The organism is Leucobacter sp. NPDC058333 (genome assembly GCF_042726155.1).
Classification (GTDB): Bacteria; Actinomycetota; Actinomycetes; order Actinomycetales; family Microbacteriaceae; genus Leucobacter.
Genome location: NZ_JBHXHV010000004.1, coordinates 469,414 through 492,995, shown reverse-complemented (window position 1 = coordinate 492,995; position 23,582 = coordinate 469,414). Strand labels below are relative to the sequence as shown.

The following is a 23,582-nucleotide window of genomic DNA, read 5'->3' as shown; positions in this document are numbered from 1 at the left end:
CCATGATTCCGAGTGAGGCGCAGCCTGCCGCCACCACGAGCTACTCCCTTCGGTGGTGGGACGCTGGCTTCGTGGCGACGCTCACGACGATGGGAATCGTCGGCGGGCTGGTGCTCTGGAGCGACGATGCGCCGAGCATCTGGCCGCACGCGGCCTCCGTGTGGGGCGTGCTGGCGCTGATCGGGGTGTGGTATCTCGTGCTGGGTCGCGCGGCGCTGCGGCGGGCCGGCCTGAATCTGCCGTCGCGGTCGGGCGATGCGGTGTTTCTCGCCGGGTTGATTCTGCTGATGGGCCTGGCCACGTACGCTGTCGACACGTACGCAACGCTGCAGGCGATCGGGTATCCGCTGATCTGGACGGTCGCACGTCAGTACCGGTCGGCGGTGCTGCTGAGTGCGGCTCTCGCGGTATCGATCGCGCTCGGTTTCGTTGAATACGGCATGGCGTTCCTGCACGAGGGCGGGGCCTGGGGCGCGATCGCCGTCGCGACCCTCTCGTTTGTGTTCGCCGTAGCGATGGGCACCTGGATCACCCGGATCCACGATCAGGGCGAACGTCACCGGGCACTCGCCGAGGCGCTGCGCCGCTCGCAGAGCGAAGTTGCCGCGCTGTCTGAGTCCGCCGGGGCGTCGGCCGAGCGGGAACGCCTCTCGCGAGAGCTCCATGACACCCTCACGCAGACCCTGACCGGGCTCGTGATGCTGAGTGAGCAGGCCGACCGGGCGCTCGCGGCCGACGATATCGCGGGCGCGCAGGATCGACTTGCGCGCGTGCGGTCTGCGGCTCGAGAGTCTCTCAGCGAGGCGCGGGCGCTCGTCGCCACCACGCAGCCGCTCGGCGACGGCGGCCTTGAGCTGGCCATAGAGCGGACCGCGGCGAGGTTGCGCGCCGACACCGGGCTGGAAGTGACGTGCGATATCGCGCCCCTCGAACTCGACCGTGAACGGCAGGTCATGCTGTTGCGCGCCACCCAGGAAGGGCTGTCAAACGCGCGCAAGCACGCCCGCGCGTCAGCGGCGAAGGTGTCGTTGACGCGAGCCGGGGATGGGAGCATCGTACTCATGGTCGACGATGACGGTGTCGGACCGAGCGCGACGGACGCGTCAAGCGATGCTGCGATCGCCAGCGGGTACGGGCTCACGGGTCTCGCCGACCGCATCCGAGGAATCGGCGGCGAAGTACGGTTCGGTGCCGGGCCGAAAAGCGGGGCGCGGCTCGAGGTGCGACTGCCAGCGGTGCGACTGGCAGCTGTGCAGGGTGCGGCAGCGCGGCTGAATGAGCGCGAGGGGGAGCGGTGACAGTGCGAATCTTGGTGGTCGACGACCACCCCATCGTGCGCGCCGGCATCGCCGGGCTACTCGCCACAGAGCCCGACTTCGAGGTCGTCGGGGAGGCCGCCTCGGGAGAGGAGGCACTCGCGCTCGCCGCCGCTGCGCGCCCCGACGTCGTGCTGATGGACTTGCGGATGCCCGGTATCGGCGGGGTCGAGGCGACGCGGCGTCTCGTGCACGGCAGCGACGCACCGCCACGGGTGCTTGTGTTCACGACGTACGAGGAGGACGACCAAATTCTCTCCGCAATCGAAGCGGGAGCAAACGGCTACCTCGTGAAGGCGGCGCCGGCCGAAGAGCTCGCCGCGGGCGTGCGCGCCGTCGCCGCCGGGCAGACGGTGCTGGCGCCGTCGATCGCCGCGCAATTGGTCGCGCGAGCGAGTGGTGGCGGAGGGAATAGTGGTGCGGGGAGTCGTGGCGCGGTGACCGGCTCCGAAATTCACGTGCCGAGGCTGACGCCGCGCGAGATCGAGGTGCTGCGCCTCGTTGGCGATGGACTGAGCAACCCCGAGATCGGCGCACGGCTTTTCATTGGCGAGTCCACGGTGAAGACGCACCTGCTGCGCGTGTTTGAAAAACTCGGGGTCTCGGATCGCACTCGCGCTGTGATGCGGGCGCTCGAGTGCGGCATTCTCTGATCGGGCTGTGGATAATTACACGGGTGTAATTCGTGTCGTGTGGGTCGATGCGGGGCGGGGATCGCAGAGTTATCCACACCCCCGCCCCGCATCTGTGCAGAATTACACCGTTGTCATTCGCTGCCGCCTGAGTCGGTGATTCCCCAGAATTCAGCGAGAACTTCCGCGTGGGCCACGCCCTGCGCGTAGCCGAGGCGCGCCGCCTCCGGTCGTAGCCAGCCGCGCATCGCGTTCTCCCCGAACAGGTGCTCGTCGGTGGCAGCGGGGGCAATGATCTCCACGCGGCTCCCACCAGCTCGCAGATGGTCCGCCTGTGATGAGAGGTGGGTACCCCACTCGACCGGGGTGAGTGCTTTGCCGCCGAACGGCGACAGCACCAGTACGCGCTCGTACCCCGCGGCGAGGTCGGCATTCTCCGCGTTCGTGCGGAAGCCACCGTCGATGTAAGCCGAGTCGCCGATTCGGTATGGTCGTCCGCTCGAGCAGCTCGCGGCAACCGCGTCGGTAAGACTTACCCCCGAATCGCGGTCGAACACCACGGGTTCACCGGTGTTCGCGTCGACGGCGGTGAGCCACACTCGGCCGGCCGGCCACTCCTGACTGGGCAGGCGGGACGCGACAGTGTCGTGCCACGCGCTCTGCCACGAGCTGCCCGCATCGGTGTTGATGTTGGTGTTGATGTCGGTGTCGAGGTCGCGGGCGGCAGCACCCATGAGCACCCGCATTTCGGCGAGACTCCCAGCGGCGTCGATGACCCGCTGAATGCGATTGACGGGGCTCGGGCCTACGGGCTGGGTGTGTGGCGGGCGCCGTGGCAAGTGCTGTGGCGCTGTGGCTTCCGCCGCAAGGATGTCGGCGTAGAGCGCAGCGGGTGCCGCGCCCCCGAGCTGCGCCGCCGCCGTTGATCCGGCGGACGTGCCGATGACGAGGTCTGCCGCGCGCGGGTCGAGCCCGCCCTCGTGCAGGCCAGCAAGAACGCCGATGAGCCATGCGTTTCCGGTGGATCCGCCACCACCGAGTACGAGCGCACGTGAGCGAGGCACCGCCGGTTGATCAGCCTCGGAGTGGTGAGAAGGGGGAGTGTGTGCGTCCATAGGAGTCGCCTTTCGCAATGTGCTGATTGGCGCTCCCCGCCGCGACTACTGCCGTCGCGTGATCATGCACAGTGGGGGAGCACCCGATGTGGATACTGCGTACATGGGTCTCACCTCCTTACATGTGCAACACGATCTGATGCATCTTTTCACGTGCCGCGGGCGGGCGCAATATCGCCGGACTACCGCTCCCGCCAGTACCCGCAGAAGTCGACCGCGTGTTTTGCGACCCCGCGATCGTTGACGAGCAGTCGACGACCGCCCGTAGCGAGCTGCTGTTCGCCGGCGACAAAAGCGGACACGGGGCCCGAGGTCGCAGCCTCGGGGAGCTCGCGAAGGGCATGGAGCGCTGCGGCGCCCGGACGCGCCCCGTGCTCGCGAACGATCCACTGCACGTCGACTCCCGCGGGAGCGTCGATGGGTTGGCGATCCTCGTCTTGGGGTATTTCAATCACCGCGTGCCCCCGGGCGCTTCTGGGAAGGTCGCGCAGAATGCCGATCACGGCGGGCAGAGCGCTTTCATCGCCGGCCAGCACGACCTGATCTGCGTCGGCGACCGCGCGGTACCCGCAGCCCTGGTCGATGAGCGCAACGCGCGCGCCCACCGGCATTGATGCTGCCCACGGTGCCGCGACTCCCGCGTGCGCGGGGTCTTCGGATTCGTGCATCACGAAGTCGATGTCGAGCTCGTGTAGGTCGGGTCGAAACTCGCGCACCGTGTAATTGCGGATTTCGGGTCGCGTCGCCTTCGGCAGGGTGAGGTAGCGCAGATATCCGCGCGTATCGAAGCGATCCGCCATCCGGTCGAACCGCGTGCTATCGCCCGCGACGGGAATCGCGAGCCGGAACCACTGATCGAAGCCGAGGTGCCGCCAGCGTGAAAGGTCGTCACCGGCAACCGTGAGTCGGACGAAGCTGGGTGAGATGCGGCTCGCAACCACGACCTCCGCCGTGATGAGACCGCTCTCGGCGTGAACTACGGCGATATTGCTGGCTGTCATGCCCGCCTCCTTGGCTCGCGGCGCCGGGTGCCGCGACCTCCAACGCTAGTTCATCAGATGATTGCTCGGCTACCATTCTTGACAGAGTGCGGGTCGGTGTGTAGGTTCATTAGTGAAGTAACTAACCAAGGAAGCTGCTGATCACGGCGACCCATACTGAAACGAGGTGAGGAGTGTTCGACGACAACCGTCCGATTTTCCTCCAGCTCGCCGACCGCCTCTCCGACGACATCGTGCGGGGCACGTACGACGAAGACGAGCAGGTTCCCTCAACGAACGAGCTTGCCGCCCACATGCGCATCAATCCCGCGACGGCGGGAAAGGGTCTGGGGCTGCTGGTTGACCAGGGAATTCTCTACAAGAAGCGCGGCATCGGCATGTTTGTCGCCGAGGGCGCACGTGCCCGTATTGCTGCCGAACGACAACTCGGTCTTACGGACCGGTTCGTGCGGCCGCTCCTCGCCGAGGCCGCAACGCTCGGCCTGACCTCCGCCGATGTCATCCGCCTGATCGAACAGGAATCTTCATCATGACTCAGATCGCCATAGAAACTCGGAATCTCACGCGACGCTATCGAGGGGCCACTGCTCTCGACGGAGTCTCCGTGCAAATCCACGCGAACGTTATCACCGGCCTGCTGGGCCGTAATGGCGCCGGGAAGACGACGCTCATGTCACTCATCACGGCTCAGGATCGGCCAAGCTCGGGCTCCGTTGACGTCAACGGCCATCCGCCGTTCGAGCGCGCTGAGACCATCGAACAGATGTGTTTCGTGCGTGACAATCAGCGCTATCCAGACGACTATAAGTTGCACCACGCGGTGCGGGCGGCTCGCTTCTCGTATCCGAATTGGGATCAGGGCGTCGCCGATCGACTGATCGACGCATTTCGGATCCCGAGCAAGTCGGTCGTCAAGAAGCTCTCGCGTGGGCAGCTGTCATCGCTCGGTATCGTGCTCGGGCTCGCCTCCCGATCGCCGATCACCTTCTTTGACGAACCGTATCTGGGACTCGATGCAACGGCGCGCGCGATCTTCTACGATGAACTGCTTCGGGACTACGCCGAACACCCGCGCACGATCGTGCTGTCAACGCATCTCATTGACGAAATGGACCGGCTGCTCGAACGAGTGATTGTCATCGATCAGGGCAAGATCGTGCGTCACGATGACGTTGATGCGATGCGCGGCAGTGCGTTTCAGGTCGCGGGCAAAGCGAGTGAGGTCGACGCCTTTATCGCCGGTCGGCCCGTGCTGTCTCGTCGTCAGATCGGCGGACTTGCGACGGCGGTCATCAACGAAGCCCCGACCGCCGAGCATCGCGGGGCGGCGGGCGGCCTTGAGTTGAGCGCCGTCTCGCTGCAAGACCTCGTGGCAGCGTACGGCCTCGCCGACTCGACGAGCGAGGCCTCAGCCCGTAGCGCGGGTGACCAGTCGGTCGATTCTGCCGCCGACACCTCCGCAACACCGCACTTTGAACGGAGCGCATCATGAACCGCGTACTCAAGGTGACCAGGCTGCATACCAACAAGATCAGCAGCTTCGTCACCGCACCACTGACGATCTTGGCGATGGTGATGATCGTCTCAGTGGTCATTGCCATCGCCATCCAGCGCGCGGGTTCAGTACCTGGCACGGCCGAATACATAGAGGGTGCCCGCTGGAACAGCGGCGTCGTCTGGTCGCTCCCGGGGTTCCTGATCTACTACGGGGTGCAGGCCGTAGCGACGACCTATCCGTTCGCGCTCGCCCTCGGCACGACGCGCCGCAACTTCGTGGTCGGGACCATGCTGGCGAACGCGCTGCAGGCCGCCTACGTCACGCTGCTGCTCGTGGTGCTGCTCGGCATCGAGCGCGCCACAGACCACTGGTTCGCGTCGGTCTACGTTCTGGACACCTACGCGCTGGGCGCTGGGAACCCGTGGGTGCTCGCCGTGACCGGGTTTATCGGAGTACTCTTCTGCCTCACCGTAGGCGGGTTCTTCGGCGCGATCTGGGTTCGGTTCGGAGCCAAGGGGCCGGCGGTCGTTGGCGCAGGTCTCGCGCTCGTGGTCGCAGTGCTGCTGCTGGTTTTCGCCCCGCGGCTCCCCGAACTCGTCGGCGCGATGAGCGGCGCCAGTGTCGCGATCACAGCGCTCGGTGTCATTGTGCTCGCGCTGATCGCGACCTGGTTCGCCATGCGCCGAGCCGCAGTGCGCTGACTGCTGCGCTGCCGGGCGCTGCGCTAGCGCGCGCCGCCCTGGCGAGCGGGGCCCTGGCGAGCGGGGCAACTTTTGGAGGGTGTCGGCCTAGCAACACGCCCCAAAAGTTACCCCGCTCGCGGGGGCAGGGGTTTGGGTGGGGTGGGTTTGGGTGGGGTGGTGTAGGGCGGCCGGTTAGCCGTTGGCCTGTTCGATCCACTCCTTTTCCTTCTGCACCCACTCGTCATCCTGCGGAAACTCGTCGACGCCGGGGATGCGCCGAACCTCGAGCTGATTGCCCGCCCCGAGCGGAGCGCGCGCAGCCCAGCTGGCTGCGTCTTCGATGGTGGGAACGTCGATGATCCAGTACCCGTTGAAGCGCGCCTCGGTGGTGCCGTAGGCCCCCTCCACGATTGCTGGCGGATCAGCCGAGAAGTCGACCACGCGCCCCTCTTCGGCGGGTGCGAGCCCGCCGCCTCCGGCCATCACTCCGGCCTCGATAAGCGATTCGTTGTAGCGCCCCATTTTCTCGAGCATCTCGGAGAACGGTACTTCGGCCGCCGCGGCGAGGGCCTCGTCGGTGGCGCGCATGATGAGCATGAACTGCATGTGAACTCCATTCGGGTGTGCAATGCCCGAGCTGGTGCCGAGCGGTGTGGAATTGACTGTGGCACGATCCGTCGACATTGGGAAGAGGTGCCCGGCGTACGCACAGCGGAGGGGGTGCCGCGCCAGTGCGCAACACCCCCTCCGCTGTGCTGTGACAGCGTGCGTTCTACCGCTTAGACCTGCTGCGCGGGCACCCGGCCAGTTGCGGGGCTTTCGGCGGTATCGCTGCCGGCTTCGACGTCAGTGTTGTCGAACGCGAGGCCCTGGCGCGGCGCGTTGTAGAGATCGAGATCCAGGATCCCCTCGCGCTTTGCCACGATCGCTGGCACGAGTGCCTGACCGGCGACGTTGACCGCGGTGCGGCCCATGTCGATGATCGGATCAACCGCGAGCAGCAGTCCGACGCCCTCGAGCGGCAGGCCGAGCGTCGACAGGGTCAGCGTGAGCATGACGGTCGCGCCGGTGGTGCCGGCGGTTGCCGCCGAACCGACGACCGAGACGATGACGATCAGCAGGTACTGCACGATCGTGAGATCGATGCCGAAGAACTGCGCGATGAAGATTGCCGCCACCGCTGGGTAGATCGCGGCGCAGCCGTCCATCTTCGTGGTGGCACCGAGCGGCACAGCGAACGATGCGTACCCGCGGGGCACGCCAAGGTTGCGCTCCGTGACTCGCTGCGTGAGCGGCAGCGTGCCGATCGACGAGCGGCTCACGAAGCCGAGCTGCACCGCGGGCCAGACGCCAGAGAAGTACTGCTTGACCGAGAGCCCGTGAGACTTCACCAGGATCGGGTAGACCACAAAGAGCACGAGCGCGAGCCCGAGGTACAGCACTGCGACGAACCAGGTGAGCGAACCCATCTTGTCCCAGCCGTACTCGGCGACGGCGTTGCCGATGAGGCCGATCGTGCCGATTGGAGCGATGCGAATGATCCACCACAGCACCTTCTGGATGATGGCGAGCGCTGACTCGGTGAGCACGATGAACGGCTCGGCCTTCGATCCGATCTTCAGCGCCGCGATACCGACGGCGACAGAGATGACGATGACCTGCAGCACGTTGAAGCTCGGGCTCGCCATGATCGCGCCACTCGCGGGGTCAGCGCTGGCCGATACCCCCAGGCCCAAGAAGTTCGACGGCACGAGGCCGATGAGGAAGTTCCACCACGTGCCGACAGAATCGGGTGCGTCTGGGGCGAGCGCCGTCTGCGACGCGGCGGCACCGGGCTGGAACGTGACGCCGAGTGTGATGCCGATAGTCACTGCGATGAGCGCGGTGATGGCAAACCACAGCAGCGTCTGCCCCGCGAGGCGCGCCGCGTTGGTCACCTGCCGCAGGCCGACGATGCTCGACACGATGGCGGTGAACACGAGCGGGATCACGGCCGCGCGCAGCAACGATACGTAGCTGCTGCCGATGGTCGCGAGCGTCGCGTGCAGCCCGTTCGGGTTATCTTCCGCGTCGGCGCCGAGTGAGCGAGCAATGCCGCCCAGAATGAGGCCGACGACGAGGGCGGCGAGAATCTGCCACCCGAACGACGTCATCCAGCGGGGGAGGCGACGGGCCCGGGGCGGGGCAGCCTGTGTTGCAGACACGGTGAGGAGTCCTTTCGAAGCGGGTCGAGGTCGGGCCGGGGTTGAGGTGTCGCGGCGCGGTGGCGCGCGGGCGCAGCGCCCGGGGAGGGCGCCCGTCGATGACCCCGGAAACGCAGAACAGCCTAACAAGACATTCGTAAAATGAATACCTGACATTACATTTCGCGCATGTCGAGGTTGGGCGGGACGACGCCCGCGCGATCCCGCGCCGCCTCGGGTACGCTGGGCACATGGCTGATTCTTCGTTTGACGTGGTGAGCAAGATCGACTCAATGGAGGTCGAAAACGCGGTAAACCAGGCCCGCAAGGAGGTCGAGCAGCGCTACGACTTCAAGGGCGTGGGCGCCGACGTCTCGCTCACGGGCGAGAAGATCCAGATCAAGGCGAACACCGAAGAGCGCGCGAACGCCGTGCTCGACGTGCTGCACTCCAAGTTCATCAAGCGGGGGCTGTCGCTGAAGTCGCTCGACACGGGCGAGCCCTACGCGAGTGGTAAGGAGTACCGTATCGATGCCTCGCTCAAGGAGGGCATCGACCAGGCCACCGCGAAGAAGCTCAATAAGCTGATTCGCGATGAGGGCCCGAAGGGCGTGAAGTCGCAGATTCAGGGCGATGAGCTTCGCGTGTCCTCGAAGAGCCGCGACGACCTGCAGGCGACGATGGCGCTGTTGAAGGGCGCCGACATCGACGTCGCTCTGCAGTTCGTCAACTACCGCTAGAGCTATCGGGCTGCCGTACGAACTGCGTCGTTACACTGACAGCATGATTGGCGAAAACCTGCTCGGACCCGAACCCACCCTGCTCGCTGCCGATACCGCGGTGTCTGAAGCGCTGGCCTCGGGGGCCGACCCGGAGGCGGTGGTGCGCGAGCACCCCGATTCGCCGCGCGCCTGGGCAGTGCTCGCCGACGCCGCTGACGCTGAAGGGCGCGAGGTCGAGGCCTACGCGTTTGCGCGCGTCGGGTACCATCGCGGTCTTGATTCCCTGCGCAAGTCGGGCTGGCGCGGCGCCGGTCCCGTGCCGTGGTCGCACGAACCCAATCGTGGCGTGCTACGGGCGCTGTACGCGCTGCGCCGGGCAGCCGGGCGCATCGGCGAAACGAGCGAGGTGGAACGCCTCACTGAGTTCCTCAACGGCGCTGACCCCGAGGTGATCCGCGCCATCGAAGCTGGTCACTGAGCCGCCTGCCGCGTCGGCTGATGCGGCGGCCTCGGCGGCCGCTACGCCTGCCGCCGAGCAACTTCGGCGAAAGTTGACAGCGCTTCGATAGACTGGCTCAGTACGTGCCGTTGTCGAAGGAAGGGGCTGAAATGCCCGCAGTGCTCATCACCGGTGCCCAGTGGGGCGACGAGGGGAAGGGTCGCGCAACCGACCTCCTCGGCAGCCGAGTCGACTATGTCGTCAAGTTCAACGGCGGCAACAACGCCGGCCACACCGTGGTGGTGGGCGACGAGAAGTATGCGTTGCACCTGCTGCCGTCTGGCATTCTGACCCCCGGCGTGACGCCGGTGATCTCGAACGGCGTCGTCGTCGACCTCGACGTGCTGCGGGGCGAGCTCGAAGCGCTCGGCGGCCGCGGTGTCGACGTCTCTCGCCTGAAGGTGAGCGCGAACGCGCACGTCATCACGGCGTACCACCGCACGCTCGACAAGGTCACGGAACGCTTCCTGGGGAAGCGCCAGATCGGCACCACCGGCCGCGGCATCGGCCCGGCCTACGCCGACAAGATCAACCGCGTCGGTATTCGCATCCAAGACATCTTCGACGAGGGGATCCTGCGTCAGAAGGTCGAGGCTGCTCTCGAATTCAAGAACCAGGTGCTCGTCAAGATCTACAACCGTCGCGCAATCTCTGCCGACGAGGTCGTTGAAGACCTGCTGGCCTACCGTGAAATGCTCGAGCCAATGGTCTGCGACACCGCACTGTTGCTGCACGAGGCGATGGCCGAAGACAAGACCGTGCTGTTCGAAGCCGGCCAGGCCACGATGCTCGACATCGATCATGGCACCTACCCGTTCGTGACGTCGTCGAACGCGACGGCTGGCGGGGCGAGTACCGGATCGGGTCTGCCTCCCCACGCGCTCGACCGCGTGATTTCGGTCGTCAAGGCGTACACGACGCGCGTTGGCGCCGGCCCGTTCCCGACCGAGCTGTTCGACGAGTCAGGCGACTACCTGCGCAAGCAGGGCTTCGAGTTTGGCACCACGACGGGCCGCCCCCGCCGCTGCGGTTGGTACGACGCCCCGATCGCCCGGTACGCGGCGCGCATCAACGGCGTCACCGACTTCGTGCTCACGAAGCTCGATGTGCTCTCGGGCCTCAAGACGATTCCCGTTTGCGTCGCGTATGACGTCAACGGAGTGCGGCACGACGAGATGCCCGTCAATCAGAGCGACTTTCACCACGCGACTCCCATTTACGAGGAGTTTCCGGGCTGGAATGAAGATATCTCGGGCGCGCGTCGCTTCGAAGACCTGCCGAAGAACGCGCAGGACTACATCGTGGCACTCGAACGCATCAGCGGATCGCGCATCTCTGCCGTTGGCGTCGGCCCCGAGCGCGAGCAGGTCGTGGTGTTGCACGACCTGCTCGGCTGAGGAGCCCCGCGTGGGTGACCAGTTCGCGATTGACCGGCTGGAGCGTCTCCGGTCGAGCATCGACAACATCGATGCCGCGCTCGTGCACATGCTCGCGGAGCGCTTTCGCTGCACGCAAGAGGTGGGTCAGTTGAAGGCGAAGCACGAGATGCCCGCCTCAGACCCGTCGCGGGAGGCCCGCCAGATCGACCGTCTGAGGAGACTCGCCGAGGACGCGCACCTCGACCCTGAGTTCGCCGAGAAGTGGTTCAACTTCGTGGTGGCGGAGGTCATTCAACACCACACGCAGATCGCCGACGAGCACAAGGCTTAGAGGCGCAGCAACTGGGTGAGTTCACTTGCGGCGGCGCGCACGGCCTCCCCGTGCGCCGCTATCGCAGCTGGCGGCATGCGAAAGCTGGGCCCGGCAATACTCAGTGCCGCGATGGGTTCGCCGCCACTCGAGAACACGGGTGCGCCGATGACGGTGGAGTCAGCGTCGTCGACCGCGGGCATCACGACGAATCCGCTCGGCGGCGTGCGGCCGTCGAGCACCTCGCCGGTCACCGATCCTGACATCGCGACAGTGCGCCCCGCCCAGCCGTCAAAGCCGACGTGCCGAATCGGCAGCGGGCTCTGCACTTCGCGAAGGAACGTGCACGTGTTCGCGGGGCCCGGCACCGCGAGATAGCTTGACTCCGACGTCAGCGCGGTGAGTCGCTGCAGCACCGGTGCTGATGCATCAATGAGGTCTTCTGCCCGCGCCCCCTCAGCGGATACCCGAGACTGCACAAATCGCTCACCGAGCGAGTACTGGCCGCTCTCCGCGCGCGACACATAGCCCCAGTGTTCGAGGGCGCGCAACATGCGCATGGACGTGCTCGTCGGGAGATCCGTCGCGCGAGCCAGATCGCTCAGTGAAATGGGGCCGTGCTCGACGACGTTGGTCAGGATCTCGAGCGCCCGATGCACGGCCTGTGGTCCGAGCGCCGAGTCGACCTCGGTGGTCGGTTCTCCGGAGTCTTTGCCTGTCATCTCACTACCCCCGGGTCGAATGCACCGCGAGCCGTCGCTGCAGACCCGCGCGCACACGAGTTTATGCGACCTTGCCTTGGCAAGCCGCCATGGAGGGGGTGCAGGAGGGTCACTCGCGTTCGCTGCCGACGACGGCCGCAAACCGGGAAATGAGTCCGACGGCGGTTTCCAGGTCGCCTCGAAGGTCGCGATCCGAGAGGTCACTCGGCAGTGCGCGGGCCATCGCGAACAGTTCGGCCAGACCTGAATCGACCGCTGGCGCCGGCCGGGTTGATTCGTCCCCGGCCACGCGCGCGGCGCGCACCGCGATCAGGATCTCGGCCGCGACAATCACCTCGAACCCGTCGATCGCACGCTCGAGCTTGGTCAGCGCGCTCGGCGCGAAGGTGGCATCTTCTTCGACACCGCACGAGAGTGTGGCACTGTGCATCGAGACCGGCGCAGCTCCCGCGTAGATGTCGCCCAGCCCGCTCGCCGCCACGTACTCGATGATCATGGTTCCTGACGTGCCGCCGGACTCCGGTGCGAGGAAGCGGGGGAGTCCCGTGAATGCGTCATCGTTCATGAAGCGCATGCGAGCGATCGTGAGCGGTGCCAGTTGCGCCAGTGCGAGCGCCGTGCCGTCGAGCTCGTGGGCGAGCCAATTGACGAGGAATGCGCCGTGGTGCACTGCGGTGCCGGGTGCAGCAGCCCCGTCGTTGTCAGCGAAGAAGCGCGGGTTCTCTTGCGAGATGCTGATGGGGGCTTCGACGGCCTCGCGCAGGCGATTGACTGCCGTCGCGAGTACGCTCGCTGCAGACAGAAAGCCGCGGAATGCGAACGGATCTTGAATGCGCGCGGGTGCCCAGTGTGACGCGCCCAGCAGCGTGGCGAGACGCTGCGCCATGCCCGCCGCACCGGGGCTTGCAATCGCGACTGCGGCGTTGGGGGAGAAGGCTTCGGGGTTCGCTCGAACGGCGGTCGCCGAGAGCGCGAACGCCGCGAGGCCAGCGTCAGCGAGTGCCTCAAGTCGCGAGACTGCGAGGGCCGCACCCGCGAGGGTGAGCGCGTTCGAGCTCATGAACGGTAACGCGCTATCAGAACCGATCGCGGCGATCGGTTCGAACCCGCCGCCGCTCGTAGGTCGCTCGCCGGTGAGCGCGAGCGCTGTGCCCGCGAGGGCGGGAAGATCTGCGGTGCCGATTGCGCCATAGCGTCTCACCTCGGGCAAGCTCTGCGTCGCGAGCATTCGCTCGAGCCCGTCGATGAGCTGGACGTCGACGCCAGATCCGGGATGCAGCAGCTGATTGAGTCGCACCGCGAGCATCGCGCGTGTGACCGCAGGGTCAAATGCTGGGCCGGCGTCGACGGCGTGGCTGCGCAGCAGGTTCATGCCATGCGCCGCCGAGTCGCTGGACGCGGTCGTGTGTCGGTTCGCCCCGACGCCCGTGGAGCGCCCGTACACGGTGTGGGTCTCAGCGATCGAGTTCGCAAGATGATAGAACTCGCCAATCTGACGACGTGCCTCCTGTGAGACGCGGATCGGGGCGCCGGCGGCGATGGCGGCGACGTCGTGAACGGTGAGCTGGCTCGGGAGTGTGTACGTCATTGTGTCCCTGCTGTCGGAGAAAGTGTTGCGAGGTTCCCGGTAGTTTATTACAGTGTGAACAAGATGTGTTTCGCTAGATGAAATTAACCGCAAGGAGACAACGATGTCGCCACACTCGTGGAAAACTGCCGACTGGTCATTTAGATTGGCCACGTCGGGCCCGCCGACCCCGTCGCGCCAAGCGAGTGCGGGTCGCGCATGATCGCGTTCTCACACGTCGTCAAGACGTACGACAACGGCACCACGGCCGTCGCTGACCTCTCGTTCGTGGCTCCGACCGGCAAGATCACGGTGCTCGTCGGCCCATCGGGGTGCGGCAAAACCACCACGCTTCGCATGGTTAACCGGCTGATTGAGCAGACCTCCGGTGACATCTTGCTCGGCGGCGAGAACAATGCTCAGACTGACACCATTCGCATGCGCCGAAAGATCGGCTATGTCATTCAGAACGCTGGCCTCTTCCCGCACCAGACCGTGCTCGACAATGTCTGCGCCGTGCCGTTTCTGAACAAGAGTGACCGGGCGCAGAGCCGTGCGCGGGCACGCGACCTGCTTGAACTTGTCGGCATCGACCGTGATTACGCCAGTCGCTACCCCTGGCAGCTCTCCGGTGGCCAGCAGCAGCGGGTCGGCGTCGCGCGGGCGCTTGCCGCCGACCCGCCGTACATGCTCATGGACGAACCCTTCAGCGCAGTTGATCCGATTGTTCGGAAGCAGCTGCAGGGCGAGTTCTTACGCATTCAAGCAGATCTCGCGAAGACGATCGTCATGGTCACGCACGATATCGACGAGGCGCTCAAGCTCGGCGACCAGATTATCGTGCTGAAGGAGGGCGGCATTCTCGCGCAGATCGGATCTCCCGCCGAAATCCTCGCTAATCCGGCGGATCAGTTCGTGGCCGACTTTCTCGGCGAGTCGCGCGGCTATCACGCGCTGAATTTCGAGGGAATCGCCGACCTGCAACCGCAGCGCACCCCCGTGTTCCGTCTCGGCGACGAGGTCGGCATCGCGGCGGGCGAGTGGGCCGTCGCGGCAGACGCCGCGGGCCGGCCGCTCGGCTGGGTGCGTGCGAGCGGGAGCTCAGAGCCGCTCGCGGAGCACGCTGTGACGTTCTCGCAGGCGGTATCGGCCAGCGCGGGCAATCGCCGCGAACTGCTTGACGCGTCGCTCGCGAGTCCGAGTGGGCTCGCGATCGTCGTCGATGCCACCGGTGCCTACGCGGGGACGCTCGCCGCGCACGCGGTTGCCGGGCGGGCGTCATGAGGCTCGACTGGATCACGAGCAATGCTGATCAGATTCTCGAGCTGACGCTTGCACACCTGTGGCTCACACTGCTACCGACGGTGATCGGACTCGTGCTGGCGATACCGCTCGGCTACTTCGCCTTTCATAACCGCCGCCTGTATCCACTGATCGTCGGAGGAACGAGCCTGTTCTATACGATCCCGTCTCTGGCACTGTTTATCCTGCTGCCGAAGGTGCTGGGAACGAAAGTGCTCGATCCGCTGAACATCGTCGTGGCTCTCGTCATCTATACGATTGCACTGCTGGTGCGCGTGGTGGCCGATGGTCTCGCTTCGGTGTCGCACGATGTCGTGTACGCCGCCCAGGGTGTCGGATACACGCGGGCGCAGATCTTCTTCAAGATCCAACTGCCGATCGCCGTGCCCGCGATTCTCTCGGGATTGCGCGTCGTGGTCGTGTCGAACATCTCGATCGTGACGATGGCCGCAGTCATTGGCATCGCTCAGCTCGGTTCGCTCTTCACGATGGGCTTCACGCGCCGGCTCTTCGTGCCCATCATCATCGGCCTTGTGACCTGCCTGCTGTTGGCGCTCGTACTCGATCGCCTCCTGGTCATGCTCGGGAAGATCATGACTCCGTGGAGCCAGAAGGGAGCGCTCTGATGGATATCGTCGGGTGGCTCACGGATCCCGCGCACTGGACGGGCGCAGGATCCATTCCGTTCCAAGCTGGTATGCACCTGCTCTACTCGGTGATAGCCCTTGTGTTTGCGGCCGTGATCGCCGTGCCGCTCGGCATCTTCGTCGGCCACACGGGGAAGGGCGACAGCGTCATCATGGGCTCCGCGAATGCCGTGCGTGCGCTGCCCACCCTGGGGCTCCTCATTCTGCTGGTGATGGTGATCGCCCCGGCCTTCAGTAGCAATCTCGCGTTTGTCGTGCCGTCACTCGTCGTGCTTGTGCTCCTCGCTATTCCGCCGATTCTCAGCGGTGTAGCCAGCGGCATTCGCGCGATTGACCGGTCGGTCATCGATGCGGCGCGCGGCATGGGCTATTCGACCGCGCAGATCATCTGGCGCATCGAGGTCCCCTGCGCGTTGCCGCTCACTCTTTCGGGCATGCGCGGTGCAACACTCCAGGTGGTCTCCACCGCAACCGTCGCCGCATATGTCTCGCTCGACGGTCTCGGACGCTTCATCATCGACGGGCGCGCGGCGAATGACTACGCCGAAATGGCGGGCGGCGCTCTCGTGCTCGCAGCCCTCGCGATCCTCCTCGAACTCGCATTTGCCGCCTTCGGTCGCATTGCGGTCTCGCCCGGACTGACGCGCCGCGTGGTGAGCCAGGCAGTGCCCGCAGTCGAAGACACGGCGACGCGGGCACTGAGCGTTGCGGGTGCCTGACGGTGACTCCAGCAGCAAATGGCACACAGAAGTCTTACTCGAACACCCCGAAAGGAAACATCATGAGGCAGAAGATCGCGATCGCGGCACTTGCAACGGCCGCCGTGCTCACCCTGAGTGCGTGCGGCGGCGACCCGATGAGCTCGGCCGATGAGGGCAGTGCAGCCGGCTCGTCGGACAAGGTCATCGTCGGCTCAGCCGATTTCTCGGAGAGCCAATTGCTCGCAACCATTTACTCGCACGCCCTGAGCAACGCGGGTGTTGAAGTCGAAGAGAAACTCAACATCGGCAGCCGCGAGGTGTATCTCGAGGCGCTGCGCGACGGCTCGATCAATCTGCTGCCCGAGTACAACGGGTCGCTCTTGAACGAGTTGGGTGCCGACGGCGAAGGCAAGGTCGACGCGGGAGACCCGGAAGCTATTCAGGGACAACTTGAAGAACTCCTCAAGCCCGATGGCATCACAGTGCTTGACGCGTCGCCCGCTGAGAATACCGACACGCTTGTCGTCGTACAGGACGTTGCGGAGAAGCACGATCTCACCGAGATCTCCGACCTGGAGGCGGTGGCCGGCGACCTCGTGCTCGCAGGGCCGGCGGAGTGGAAATCCCGGTTCGAGGGGGTGCCCGGCCTGAAGGAGGTGTACGGCATCGACTTCAAGGAGTTCAAGGTACTTGATGCTGGCGGGCCGCTCACGCTCTCCGCGCTGCAGAATGGCCAGGCCCAGGTGGGCGACATGTTCAGTTCTGATCCCGCCATCGTCGACAACGACTTCGTTGCGCTCGAAGACGACAAGGGGCTGTTCCCCGCCGCCAACATTCTGCCGGTCATCAGCGAAGATGTCGCGAGTGACGACGTTACCGAGGTGCTCAACGAAATCTCAGCGGCGCTCACCACCGAGTCGCTGATGGAGATGAACGGGCGGATCGCTGACGGTGACGACATTGGCGCGATCGCCGACGACTGGCTGGCGGAGAATGGGCTGTAGCGCGCATCGTGACGCGCGCCGCTTGCGCTTTATTCGAACATATGTTCGAATGTCTCCATGCGATGGAGTGGACAGGCGGTAGCAGCGACGGCGAGCGATGATGCGCTCCCCGGGCTGGGCATTGCGGAGGTCGCCGCGCTGCCCGGCCATCTGCGCACTGTGAGGTCGCCCGAGTTCGCCGGCGCTGTGTTCCACGAGGTGATCGCGAAGAGCGCCCTGAATCGGGTGCCCGGGCAATCATCAATGCCGTTCTCGTGGACCATCAATCCGTATCGTGGTTGCTCGCACGCCTGCGTCTACTGCTTCGCGCGAGGCTCGCATCGCTATCTCGACCTCGACACCGGGCAAGACTTTGACGCCCAGATCGTCGTCAAGGTCAACGTCGCTGAGGTGCTCGGCCGCGAACTCTCGCGGGTATCCTGGGCGCGCGAGTACGTCGCTCTCGGCACGAACACTGATCCGTACCAGCGAGCAGAGGGCCGATACCGGTTGATGCCGGGCATCATCGCGGCGCTCGCGCGAAGCGGCACCCCGATGTCGATACTCACCAAGGGGTCGCTGCTGCGCCGCGACCTGCCCGCGCTCGTCGAGGCGAGCGAGCGAGTGCCCGTGGAGCTCGGGATATCGATTTCGGTGGGCGACCCAGAGCTGCAGCGATCGATCGAGCCTGGCACGCCCACCACAAGAGCTCGGCTCGACACGATCGCCGCCGCGCGCGATGCGGGGTTCGAACCAGACGTGTTCATGATGCCGGTGCTGCCCGGCCTCACCGATGGCGTCGACCAGCTCGCCGCGCTCCTCCGAGATATACGCGATGCGGGGGCGCGCTCGGTGCTGTACGGTCCGCTGCACCTGCGCTCGCACGTGAAGCCGTGGTTCCTCGCCTGGCTTGAGCGCGAACACCCCGAATTGCTGCCGCTCTATCGCTCGTTGTATCCGGGGGCGTCGAGCCGCGCGCCGCAGGCCTACCGCATGGAACTGGCCCGACGCATTCGTCCGCTCATCGCGCGCTACGGGCTCGAGCGGACGGCGAGCTCCCGCGCGTTCGCGAGGGCGGGCGCGGTGAGCGAAACGCCGGGCGCGCCCGCGCCGACCCTGTTCTGAGGTGCACCAATTATTGGTGCTGCTGCGTTTTCCCAGCTTTGACGGATAGCTTTACCGCGAAGCCAGCCGGTCGTGCCGAGATGCACCGCCTCGCTGGCTTCGCCAATTCCCGGTCGAGCTATTTGCGTTCGGCAAGCTATCTGCGTTCGGCAAGCCAGAATCTCAACGGGTGAGCTTGCCCAACGCCGATTGCTTGCGCAACGCGGAGGGGGTGGCTGTGGCTTTGGCGGTGGCTGTCGCCCCGCTCAGCGAAACCGCGCTGCAGGGTTGTGCACTCGCGCTTGCCCGCTGGTGTCTCGATCGCGACGGGTACGAGCTTGTTTCCATCGCTTCCCGTGAATGCGCTCACGTTGTACGGCGACGCGCGCATGTCGACCTCGCGGATATCTCTGGCCAGCACGAACGCGTCGAGCAGCACGTCGCCGGGAACGACGATCGGGCCAAGGCGCGGAGGCAGCCACCGAGACGCACTGGCTCTGGATGGGAGCGACCGGGGCGACGAACGCGGACGAACTTCCCGAACTCGCAATCAGGTAACGGGGGGCTTGGGGGCAACGCGCAGCATCGAAGACTTTCCAGGTAGCCCTACTAGGTGATAGCTCCCCGACTGGTTGAATCTCTATATGAGCACTCCGATCCCACCCGACGATGCCCCACCCGACGAGGCTCCTCTCGTCCAGTGCGTCAATCTCGGTAAGAGTTTTCCCGGTGCTGATAGGGCTCACCCGACTCAGGTTCTCCGTGGTGTTTCTCTAGCGGTGATGCCCGGTGAGATGGTCGCCATCGTCGGCCCCTCTGGTTCAGGGAAATCGACGCTGCTCTATTGCTTGGCAGGCCTCGAACCGGCGACTGAAGGCGCGGCGTATCTGCTCGGCACTGACGTAGCGCGAATGCGCCGCAATCGACTGGCGAAGCTACGGCGCGACAAGGTCGGGTTCATCTTCCAGTCGTACAACTTGATTCCGTCGCTCACCGCCTCTGAGAACGCGGCTCTACCAGGCAGGTTGGGTCGGATGAAGGGCGCGAGTGCCCGAGCACACGAAGCACTTGAAGCTGTAGGCATGGAAACTCGAAGCAAGTTCCTACCCGGCAAGCTCTCCGGGGGCCAGCAACAACGTGTCGCTATCGCGCGAGTCCTCGCGTCTGGTGCGTCGCTCGTCTTTGCAGATGAGCCGACCGGGGCCCTCGATTCGCAGGCTGGGGATCGGGTGCTCGGCATGCTGCGTCAGATAGCAGAGGGGCAGCGCGGTGTGGTGCTCGTCACCCATGATCTTGAAGCGGCGGCACGTGCCGACCGTGTGCTTGTGCTGCGCGATGGCATAATTCATTCCGAGTTGAGCAAGCCCACGGCGGCTCAGGTGTCAGAGGCCGTGCGTGCGGCCTCCGAGCAGACGATGCCCGCATGATCGCCAGCGTCGCCGTTAGAGAACTCCTGAGAGAGTGGCGGCTCTGGGTAGGAAGTTTCGTCGTCATAGCTGCGACTGCTGCCATTCTGTCGGCAGTCATTTCGCAGTTCGCGACCGCTGCGGCGCTGACGGAAGACCAATCGGATTCCCTTCTCTCGATGACGAGAGGAATGTTGGTATTCACCTTGTTGGCTGGGGTAGCGGTCGCGAGTTCAACCACGAATCTTGCAGTAGCCTCGGGGCGGCGAGGATACGCACTCTTGCAGATCGCGGGAGTGCTGCCGAGGCAAGTCACGGCGATTGTCGCCACGCAACTTGTGATCCTCGCCCTTTTTGCCACTGCACTCGGGCTGGGCGGCGGCGTTCTTGCTGCTCGCCCGCTGCTCGGCCTGGCTAGTCAGGAGGCCGAATTGCCCGGCCTGACGGTCGTGTTCGATCTTAAAACCGTATTGTGGAGTGCAGCCGTGATGATTGGCGTCGTCCTGCTCTCTGGTGCTCGCGGCGCGTTCAGAGCAGGCACAGTACCTCCAGTTGAGGCGCTACGCGACGCGGAACCGGCGAAGATCAAAATGGGGGTTGCGCGGTGGATCGCGGCAGGCGTCGCCGCTCTGTTCGTAATTGTGTTCAGCGTCGCGCTCTCCACCACTTCTCAGGCGGCATCATTCTCTGGAGAAGACCCCAATAGAGCGATGGCGATTAGTGGTGTTGTGGGCCTGGGGCAACTGCTCGCTATCGCGCTCACCGCATTCGTGGCGGCTCTCGCGCCGATGATCTACCCGCTGGTGCTTCGCAGTTGGACAGCGTGCATTCCCGTCGGCCTTTCGACCTCGTGGTTCCTGGCTCGTCGTGGCGGGAAATATCGGATCACGTTGAGCAGCGCGGCAGTCACCCCGCTTATGGTGGGAATTGCGCTCACCGGCAGCCTCTACACGCTGTTCCTCACTGTTGGCGGTGCGATGGCCCGAGAAGGAAGGCCAAGTTGGGAGATCAACCATGCCTCGATCTTCACGCTGCTCGGCCCGGCGCTGTTCCTCGCTGCACTCGGAGCTGCTGCGGTGATCTTCATGACTAACCGCACTCGCACCCGAGATAATGCGCTCGTGGAGGTGAGCGGTGGCACCTCTGCCACACTCGGCTTCATGGCGATCCTCGAGACCATCATCTACGTCGGCACGGCGCTCATCATCGGGGCACTCGTATTCGGGGTGATTGGTCTTGCAGCGTCTGGCGCGCTCACCCAGATGATAGGACAGGTGGCGCCAGTGTTCGGAGTTGGGGTCGCTCTCGTGGTAGCCGCGAGCGGGATACTGCTCATCGGCATCGCGACCGTGATCCCCACCTTCACTGGACACCGCCGGACCATTCCCGCTGCACTCTCCAGCTAACCGATACAGGAAGGTGGTGTCCGCTGACGGTTTGCCCTGAGTGAGTTGATGAGCGGCGGACTCTGCGACCAGAGAACAACCACGGGCCGCCTGCGCGCTCTCCTTCGCTATCCGTCGGTCGCCGCGCCATCTGCGAGCGTCGCACGCGCCACCCTGATAGCGTGCAGCACGCGGAGACGCAGGGCGTCGCCCCGCTCAGCGAAACCGCGCTGCAGGGTTGTGTACTCGCGCTTGCCCGCCGGTGTCTCGATCGCGACGGGTACGAGCTTGTTTCCATCGCTGCCCGTGAATGCGCTCACATTGTACGGCGACGCGCGCATGTCGACCTCGCGGATGTCTCTGGCCAGCACGAACGCGTCGAGCAGCACGTCGCCGGGAACGATCGGGCCAAGTTTCGCTGACCATTTGTACACGTCCATACCGGCGTGCAGGCACGCAGACTGCTCGGTGTCGATCTGCGTCTCGCGTGTGGGGCGCATCGCGTTCAGCGGGGCCGCGTCGGCGGTGAAGAACCGGTACGCATCGAAGTGGGAGCAGCCAATAGTGTGCGTCTCGACGACGCGATCGGTCGCGGCGTGCCCAATTCGCAGTGGCAGCCGAGTGTGACGCAGCTGCTCGGGCGTCATTCGGTAGACCATCGCCCACTCGTGCAATCCGAAACAGCCGTACCGAGGCGCATGATTGAGCGTGGCAGCGAGTAGCTGCTCCACGTAGTCGACGGTGCCGCCGCGACGCGCGAAGAACCCGGCGACGTCGACCTCTGCAGCGTCGTCACCGCCGACAGCGCGATAGTGCTTCCAGGCCAGGCGATCCGGCGCCGCTTCGAGACACACCCCCGCGCCCGGATGCCACTTCGCCAGCTCGGCCGGCTTCACGGAGTAGTAGGTCCAGAGAAAATCCTCTACAGGATGCGGCTCGCGGCGCGAGCGGCGTTCGAGGTGCGCTGCGGTGAGGCTGGCAACGCGATCCTCGTGCGCGCCGGCCCGCGACCGCCACTCGTCGGAGCTGAGAATCACGGGGGCTGGCACTCAGCGAGTGTAACGCCTCGCGGCTTGGCACTCGCGGTCAGATCGTCGCGCGTTATTCTTCGTCGGGCGCTTCTGCGCCGCGTCCCCGCAGCCGGTCAATGTCGCGGCGCTCCCGCTTCGTGGGGCGACCGGCGCCGCGGTCGCGCACGATGTCGGCTGGACGCTCCTCGCGGGGGAGCGGCGGAGGCGTGAGGTCTTCAAAGTGCTTCGCTGCCTCGACCGCGCTGCCGCGCCGCACGGGGAGCCCCGTGACGCGATACACCTTGTCGAAACCGCTCTGACGCACCCGCACCTCATCGCCGATGCGCACCGCCTGTGAGGCCTTCGCCGTTGCGCTGTTCACGCGCACGTGCCCTGCCCGGCAGGCCGTTGTCGCCTGGCTTCGCGTCTTCGCCAGGCGCACGCCCCACACCCAGGTGTCTACCCGCACGCTGTCGCCGCCCATAGACTCGATGGTAGCCGGGGCGGAGGGCGCTCCGCATTCGGGTGAGGGCGATGAGCTACGAGACAGTCGCTGCGGCGGTGGATGCCGAGCAGGAGATCTCGCGTTCCCGATTTATTGTGCGGCTCGAACGCGTTGATGACGAGGCCGAGGCGCGCGCGGTGATCGCGCGCGTGCGGTCTGAGCACCCGCGCGCCCGTCACCACTGCTCCGCTTTTGTGCTCGGCCCGGATGGCCGGGTGCAGCGCTCGAATGACGACGGCGAACCGAGCGGAACGGCCGGAGCGCCCATGCTCGACGCGCTCGTATCGGCGGGGCTCAGCGACGTCGTCGCCGTGGTGACGCGCTATTTCGGCGGCGTGCTGCTTGGTGCTGGCGGGCTCACCCGCGCGTATCGATCGACAGTTGCGATTGCGACGCTGCAGGCGCGGCGGCAGGTTCGCGATCTTCGGCACACCGTCACCGTTCGTTGCGCCTACGACATCGCGCCGCAGATCGAGGCCGAGGCCAGGCGGCGCGGATACTCCGTCGGCACCGCCGAATACAGCGATCTCGTCACCCAGCACTTCGCCGTCGCCGAACACGAGGTGGCGGCGCTCACGGCGCTCGCCGCAGAACTCAGCGCGGGTGCCGCGCGGGTCGACCTGGGCCCCGCCACCTACGTGGACCTCCCGGCCTAACCCCGACCGCGATCCCCCCTGGCCCCGCTCCCCGTTCCTGTTCCCCCGTTCCCCGCTCCCGCCCCCCCCCCCGTTCTGTCGTCGCAAATGATCCCTTCACGAGGCTGATCGGCTCATTTGCGACGACAGAACGGGGGGAGGGTACGGGGTAGGGAGGCGCGGCGCGGCGCGGGGCAGGGCGGGCGGCGCAGGGCGGGGTAGAACTAAGAACCCCCGGGATCCTGTGGGACACAGGGCCGGGGGCCAGGTCTTGCGA

At 65.6% G+C, this 23,582-nt stretch carries 26 protein-coding genes; 17 read left to right on the top strand and 9 right to left on the bottom strand.

Going from position 1 to position 23,582, the window contains the following annotated elements:
* Positions 1–2 precede the first annotated feature (2 nt).
* Both ACFWHR_RS15175 and ACFWHR_RS15170 read left to right on the top strand, forming a co-directional pair.
* Positions 3–1,298, top strand: coding sequence for a sensor histidine kinase (locus ACFWHR_RS15175; protein ID WP_382449149.1), 1,296 nt, complete (start codon positions 3–5; stop codon positions 1,296–1,298).
* On the top strand, positions 1,295–1,969 hold the full coding sequence (locus ACFWHR_RS15170) for a response regulator (protein WP_382449148.1): 675 nt from the start codon (positions 1,295–1,297) through the stop codon (positions 1,967–1,969). The genes ACFWHR_RS15175 and ACFWHR_RS15170 overlap by 4 nt, the downstream gene beginning before the upstream one ends.
* Positions 1,970–2,082: 113 nt before the next feature.
* Here ACFWHR_RS15170 and ACFWHR_RS15165 read toward each other — a convergent pair whose 3' ends face one another.
* A complete protein-coding gene (locus tag ACFWHR_RS15165; RefSeq protein WP_382449147.1) occupies positions 2,083–3,063 on the bottom strand; it encodes a patatin-like phospholipase family protein in 981 nt (326 codons plus the stop codon).
* Positions 3,064–3,245: 182 nt separating this feature from the next.
* Positions 3,246–4,064: a siderophore-interacting protein gene (locus ACFWHR_RS15160; RefSeq protein WP_382449146.1), complete on the bottom strand. Its 819-nt coding sequence runs from the start codon at positions 4,062–4,064 to the stop codon at positions 3,246–3,248.
* Positions 4,065–4,237: 173 nt separating this feature from the next.
* Here ACFWHR_RS15160 and ACFWHR_RS15155 point away from each other — a divergent pair, with 173 nt between their 5' ends.
* Genes ACFWHR_RS15155 through ACFWHR_RS15145 form a run of 3 tightly spaced genes read left to right on the top strand, consistent with a single transcriptional unit; the run spans position 4,238 to position 6,263 of the window.
* Positions 4,238–4,597: a GntR family transcriptional regulator gene (locus tag ACFWHR_RS15155; RefSeq protein ID WP_382449145.1), complete on the top strand. Its 360-nt coding sequence runs from the start codon at positions 4,238–4,240 to the stop codon at positions 4,595–4,597.
* Positions 4,594–5,556: an ABC transporter ATP-binding protein gene (locus ACFWHR_RS15150; RefSeq protein ID WP_382449144.1), complete on the top strand. Its 963-nt coding sequence runs from the start codon at positions 4,594–4,596 to the stop codon at positions 5,554–5,556. Before ACFWHR_RS15155 ends, ACFWHR_RS15150 begins: the two co-directional genes overlap by 4 nt.
* Complete coding sequence (locus ACFWHR_RS15145; RefSeq protein ID WP_382449143.1) at positions 5,553–6,263, top strand: hypothetical protein; 711 nt, start codon at positions 5,553–5,555, stop codon at positions 6,261–6,263. Before ACFWHR_RS15150 ends, ACFWHR_RS15145 begins: the two co-directional genes overlap by 4 nt.
* 174 nt (positions 6,264–6,437) lie before the next feature.
* On the opposite strand, the gene ACFWHR_RS15140 is transcribed toward ACFWHR_RS15145, so the two are convergent.
* Both ACFWHR_RS15140 and ACFWHR_RS15135 read right to left on the bottom strand, forming a co-directional pair.
* Positions 6,438–6,851 (bottom strand): YciI family protein, encoded by a 414-nt coding sequence (locus ACFWHR_RS15140; protein ID WP_382449142.1) that lies wholly within the window; start codon positions 6,849–6,851, stop codon positions 6,438–6,440.
* A 173-nt stretch (positions 6,852–7,024) separates the two neighbouring features.
* The gene (locus ACFWHR_RS15135; RefSeq protein ID WP_382449193.1) at positions 7,025–8,398 is read right to left on the bottom strand and encodes a dicarboxylate/amino acid:cation symporter; all 1,374 of its coding nucleotides are present in this window, start codon (positions 8,396–8,398) and stop codon (positions 7,025–7,027) included.
* Positions 8,399–8,679: 281 nt separating this feature from the next.
* Here ACFWHR_RS15135 and ACFWHR_RS15130 point away from each other — a divergent pair, with 281 nt between their 5' ends.
* From ACFWHR_RS15130 to ACFWHR_RS15115, 4 genes are all read left to right on the top strand, one after another.
* Positions 8,680–9,168: a YajQ family cyclic di-GMP-binding protein gene (locus ACFWHR_RS15130; protein ID WP_382449141.1), complete on the top strand. Its 489-nt coding sequence runs from the start codon at positions 8,680–8,682 to the stop codon at positions 9,166–9,168.
* Positions 9,169–9,211: 43 nt separating this feature from the next.
* Positions 9,212–9,628 carry a DUF3151 domain-containing protein gene (locus ACFWHR_RS15125; protein ID WP_382449140.1) on the top strand — a complete coding sequence of 139 codons (417 nt, stop codon included), beginning with the start codon at positions 9,212–9,214 and terminating at the stop codon, positions 9,626–9,628.
* Positions 9,629–9,759: 131 nt separating this feature from the next.
* Positions 9,760–11,046 (top strand): adenylosuccinate synthase, encoded by a 1,287-nt coding sequence (locus ACFWHR_RS15120; protein ID WP_382449139.1) that lies wholly within the window; start codon positions 9,760–9,762, stop codon positions 11,044–11,046.
* A gap of 10 nt (positions 11,047–11,056) precedes the next feature.
* On the top strand, positions 11,057–11,359 hold the full coding sequence (locus ACFWHR_RS15115; RefSeq protein ID WP_382449138.1) for a chorismate mutase: 303 nt from the start codon (positions 11,057–11,059) through the stop codon (positions 11,357–11,359).
* Here ACFWHR_RS15115 and ACFWHR_RS15110 read toward each other — a convergent pair.
* Positions 11,356–12,060, bottom strand: a complete 705-nt coding sequence (locus ACFWHR_RS15110; RefSeq protein ID WP_382449137.1) for an IclR family transcriptional regulator — start codon at positions 12,058–12,060, stop codon at positions 11,356–11,358. The two genes, ACFWHR_RS15115 and ACFWHR_RS15110, sit on opposite strands and share 4 nt — an antisense overlap.
* Before the next feature lie 109 nt (positions 12,061–12,169).
* Positions 12,170–13,648, bottom strand: a complete 1,479-nt coding sequence (locus ACFWHR_RS15105; RefSeq protein ID WP_382449136.1) for an aromatic amino acid lyase — start codon at positions 13,646–13,648, stop codon at positions 12,170–12,172.
* A 198-nt stretch (positions 13,649–13,846) separates the two neighbouring features.
* Here ACFWHR_RS15105 and ACFWHR_RS15100 point away from each other — a divergent pair, with 198 nt between their 5' ends.
* The 5 genes from ACFWHR_RS15100 to ACFWHR_RS15080 all read left to right on the top strand — a co-directional run bounded on the left by ACFWHR_RS15100 (position 13,847) and on the right by ACFWHR_RS15080 (position 18,385).
* Positions 13,847–14,911, top strand: coding sequence for an ABC transporter ATP-binding protein (locus tag ACFWHR_RS15100; protein ID WP_382449135.1), 1,065 nt, complete (start codon positions 13,847–13,849; stop codon positions 14,909–14,911).
* Positions 14,908–15,555, top strand: a complete 648-nt coding sequence (locus ACFWHR_RS15095) for an ABC transporter permease (RefSeq protein WP_382449134.1) — start codon at positions 14,908–14,910, stop codon at positions 15,553–15,555. The genes ACFWHR_RS15100 and ACFWHR_RS15095 overlap by 4 nt, the downstream gene beginning before the upstream one ends.
* Complete coding sequence (locus ACFWHR_RS15090) at positions 15,555–16,295, top strand: ABC transporter permease (RefSeq protein ID WP_382449133.1); 741 nt, start codon at positions 15,555–15,557, stop codon at positions 16,293–16,295. The genes ACFWHR_RS15095 and ACFWHR_RS15090 overlap by 1 nt, the downstream gene beginning before the upstream one ends.
* A 62-nt stretch (positions 16,296–16,357) precedes the next feature.
* On the top strand, positions 16,358–17,281 hold the full coding sequence (locus ACFWHR_RS15085; RefSeq protein WP_382449132.1) for an ABC transporter substrate-binding protein: 924 nt from the start codon (positions 16,358–16,360) through the stop codon (positions 17,279–17,281).
* A gap of 57 nt (positions 17,282–17,338) precedes the next feature.
* Entirely contained in the window at positions 17,339–18,385 is a 1,047-nt protein-coding gene (locus ACFWHR_RS15080; protein WP_382449131.1) for an Rv2578c family radical SAM protein, read from the top strand.
* A 136-nt stretch (positions 18,386–18,521) separates the two neighbouring features.
* Here ACFWHR_RS15080 and ACFWHR_RS15075 read toward each other — a convergent pair whose 3' ends face one another.
* Positions 18,522–18,803 carry a hypothetical protein gene (locus tag ACFWHR_RS15075; RefSeq protein WP_382449130.1) on the bottom strand — a complete coding sequence of 94 codons (282 nt, stop codon included), beginning with the start codon at positions 18,801–18,803 and terminating at the stop codon, positions 18,522–18,524.
* 205 nt (positions 18,804–19,008) lie between these two features.
* On the opposite strand from ACFWHR_RS15075, the gene ACFWHR_RS15070 reads away from it, so the two are divergent.
* Entirely contained in the window at positions 19,009–19,791 is a 783-nt protein-coding gene (locus ACFWHR_RS15070; RefSeq protein WP_382449129.1) for an ABC transporter ATP-binding protein, read from the top strand.
* Positions 19,788–21,176, top strand: a complete 1,389-nt coding sequence (locus ACFWHR_RS15065) for an FtsX-like permease family protein (protein ID WP_382449128.1) — start codon at positions 19,788–19,790, stop codon at positions 21,174–21,176. The genes ACFWHR_RS15070 and ACFWHR_RS15065 overlap by 4 nt, the downstream gene beginning before the upstream one ends.
* A 107-nt stretch (positions 21,177–21,283) precedes the next feature.
* On the opposite strand, the gene ACFWHR_RS15060 is transcribed toward ACFWHR_RS15065, so the two are convergent.
* Together ACFWHR_RS15060 and ACFWHR_RS15055 are read right to left on the bottom strand one after the other, a co-directional pair.
* Entirely contained in the window at positions 21,284–22,204 is a 921-nt protein-coding gene (locus ACFWHR_RS15060; protein ID WP_382449127.1) for a 3-methyladenine DNA glycosylase, read from the bottom strand.
* Positions 22,205–22,256: 52 nt separating this feature from the next.
* A complete protein-coding gene (locus tag ACFWHR_RS15055; protein ID WP_382449126.1) occupies positions 22,257–22,649 on the bottom strand; it encodes an RNA-binding S4 domain-containing protein in 393 nt (130 codons plus the stop codon).
* Positions 22,650–22,699: 50 nt separating this feature from the next.
* Between ACFWHR_RS15055 and ACFWHR_RS15050 the strand changes: the two genes are divergently transcribed.
* Complete coding sequence (locus tag ACFWHR_RS15050) at positions 22,700–23,326, top strand: YigZ family protein (RefSeq protein ID WP_382449125.1); 627 nt, start codon at positions 22,700–22,702, stop codon at positions 23,324–23,326.
* The last annotated feature ends 256 nt before the right edge of the window (positions 23,327–23,582 follow it).

Bases quoted from the DNA above. Each gene is read 5' to 3' on its own strand.
- ACFWHR_RS15175 (WP_382449149.1), top strand. From the start codon at position 3: ATGATTCCGAGTGAGGCGCAGCCTGCCGCCACCACGAGCTACTCCCTT.
- ACFWHR_RS15165 (WP_382449147.1), bottom strand. From the start codon at position 3,063: ATGGACGCACACACTCCCCCTTCTCACCACTCCGAGGCTGATCAACCG.
- ACFWHR_RS15160 (WP_382449146.1), bottom strand. From the start codon at position 4,064: ATGACAGCCAGCAATATCGCCGTAGTTCACGCCGAGAGCGGTCTCATC.
- ACFWHR_RS15150 (WP_382449144.1), top strand. From the start codon at position 4,594: ATGACTCAGATCGCCATAGAAACTCGGAATCTCACGCGACGCTATCGA.
- ACFWHR_RS15145 (WP_382449143.1), top strand. From the start codon at position 5,553: ATGAACCGCGTACTCAAGGTGACCAGGCTGCATACCAACAAGATCAGC.
- ACFWHR_RS15140 (WP_382449142.1), bottom strand. From the start codon at position 6,851: ATGCAGTTCATGCTCATCATGCGCGCCACCGACGAGGCCCTCGCCGCG.
- ACFWHR_RS15135 (WP_382449193.1), bottom strand. From the start codon at position 8,398: ATGACGTCGTTCGGGTGGCAGATTCTCGCCGCCCTCGTCGTCGGCCTC.
- ACFWHR_RS15130 (WP_382449141.1), top strand. From the start codon at position 8,680: ATGGCTGATTCTTCGTTTGACGTGGTGAGCAAGATCGACTCAATGGAG.
- ACFWHR_RS15125 (WP_382449140.1), top strand. From the start codon at position 9,212: ATGATTGGCGAAAACCTGCTCGGACCCGAACCCACCCTGCTCGCTGCC.
- ACFWHR_RS15120 (WP_382449139.1), top strand. From the start codon at position 9,760: ATGCCCGCAGTGCTCATCACCGGTGCCCAGTGGGGCGACGAGGGGAAG.
- ACFWHR_RS15110 (WP_382449137.1), bottom strand. From the start codon at position 12,060: ATGACAGGCAAAGACTCCGGAGAACCGACCACCGAGGTCGACTCGGCG.
- ACFWHR_RS15105 (WP_382449136.1), bottom strand. From the start codon at position 13,648: ATGACGTACACACTCCCGAGCCAGCTCACCGTTCACGACGTCGCCGCC.
- ACFWHR_RS15100 (WP_382449135.1), top strand. From the start codon at position 13,847: ATGATCGCGTTCTCACACGTCGTCAAGACGTACGACAACGGCACCACG.
- ACFWHR_RS15095 (WP_382449134.1), top strand. From the start codon at position 14,908: ATGAGGCTCGACTGGATCACGAGCAATGCTGATCAGATTCTCGAGCTG.
- ACFWHR_RS15090 (WP_382449133.1), top strand. From the start codon at position 15,555: ATGGATATCGTCGGGTGGCTCACGGATCCCGCGCACTGGACGGGCGCA.
- ACFWHR_RS15085 (WP_382449132.1), top strand. From the start codon at position 16,358: ATGAGGCAGAAGATCGCGATCGCGGCACTTGCAACGGCCGCCGTGCTC.
- ACFWHR_RS15080 (WP_382449131.1), top strand. From the start codon at position 17,339: ATGCGATGGAGTGGACAGGCGGTAGCAGCGACGGCGAGCGATGATGCG.
- ACFWHR_RS15070 (WP_382449129.1), top strand. From the start codon at position 19,009: ATGAGCACTCCGATCCCACCCGACGATGCCCCACCCGACGAGGCTCCT.
- ACFWHR_RS15065 (WP_382449128.1), top strand. From the start codon at position 19,788: ATGATCGCCAGCGTCGCCGTTAGAGAACTCCTGAGAGAGTGGCGGCTC.
- ACFWHR_RS15055 (WP_382449126.1), bottom strand. From the start codon at position 22,649: ATGGGCGGCGACAGCGTGCGGGTAGACACCTGGGTGTGGGGCGTGCGC.
- ACFWHR_RS15050 (WP_382449125.1), top strand. From the start codon at position 22,700: ATGAGCTACGAGACAGTCGCTGCGGCGGTGGATGCCGAGCAGGAGATC.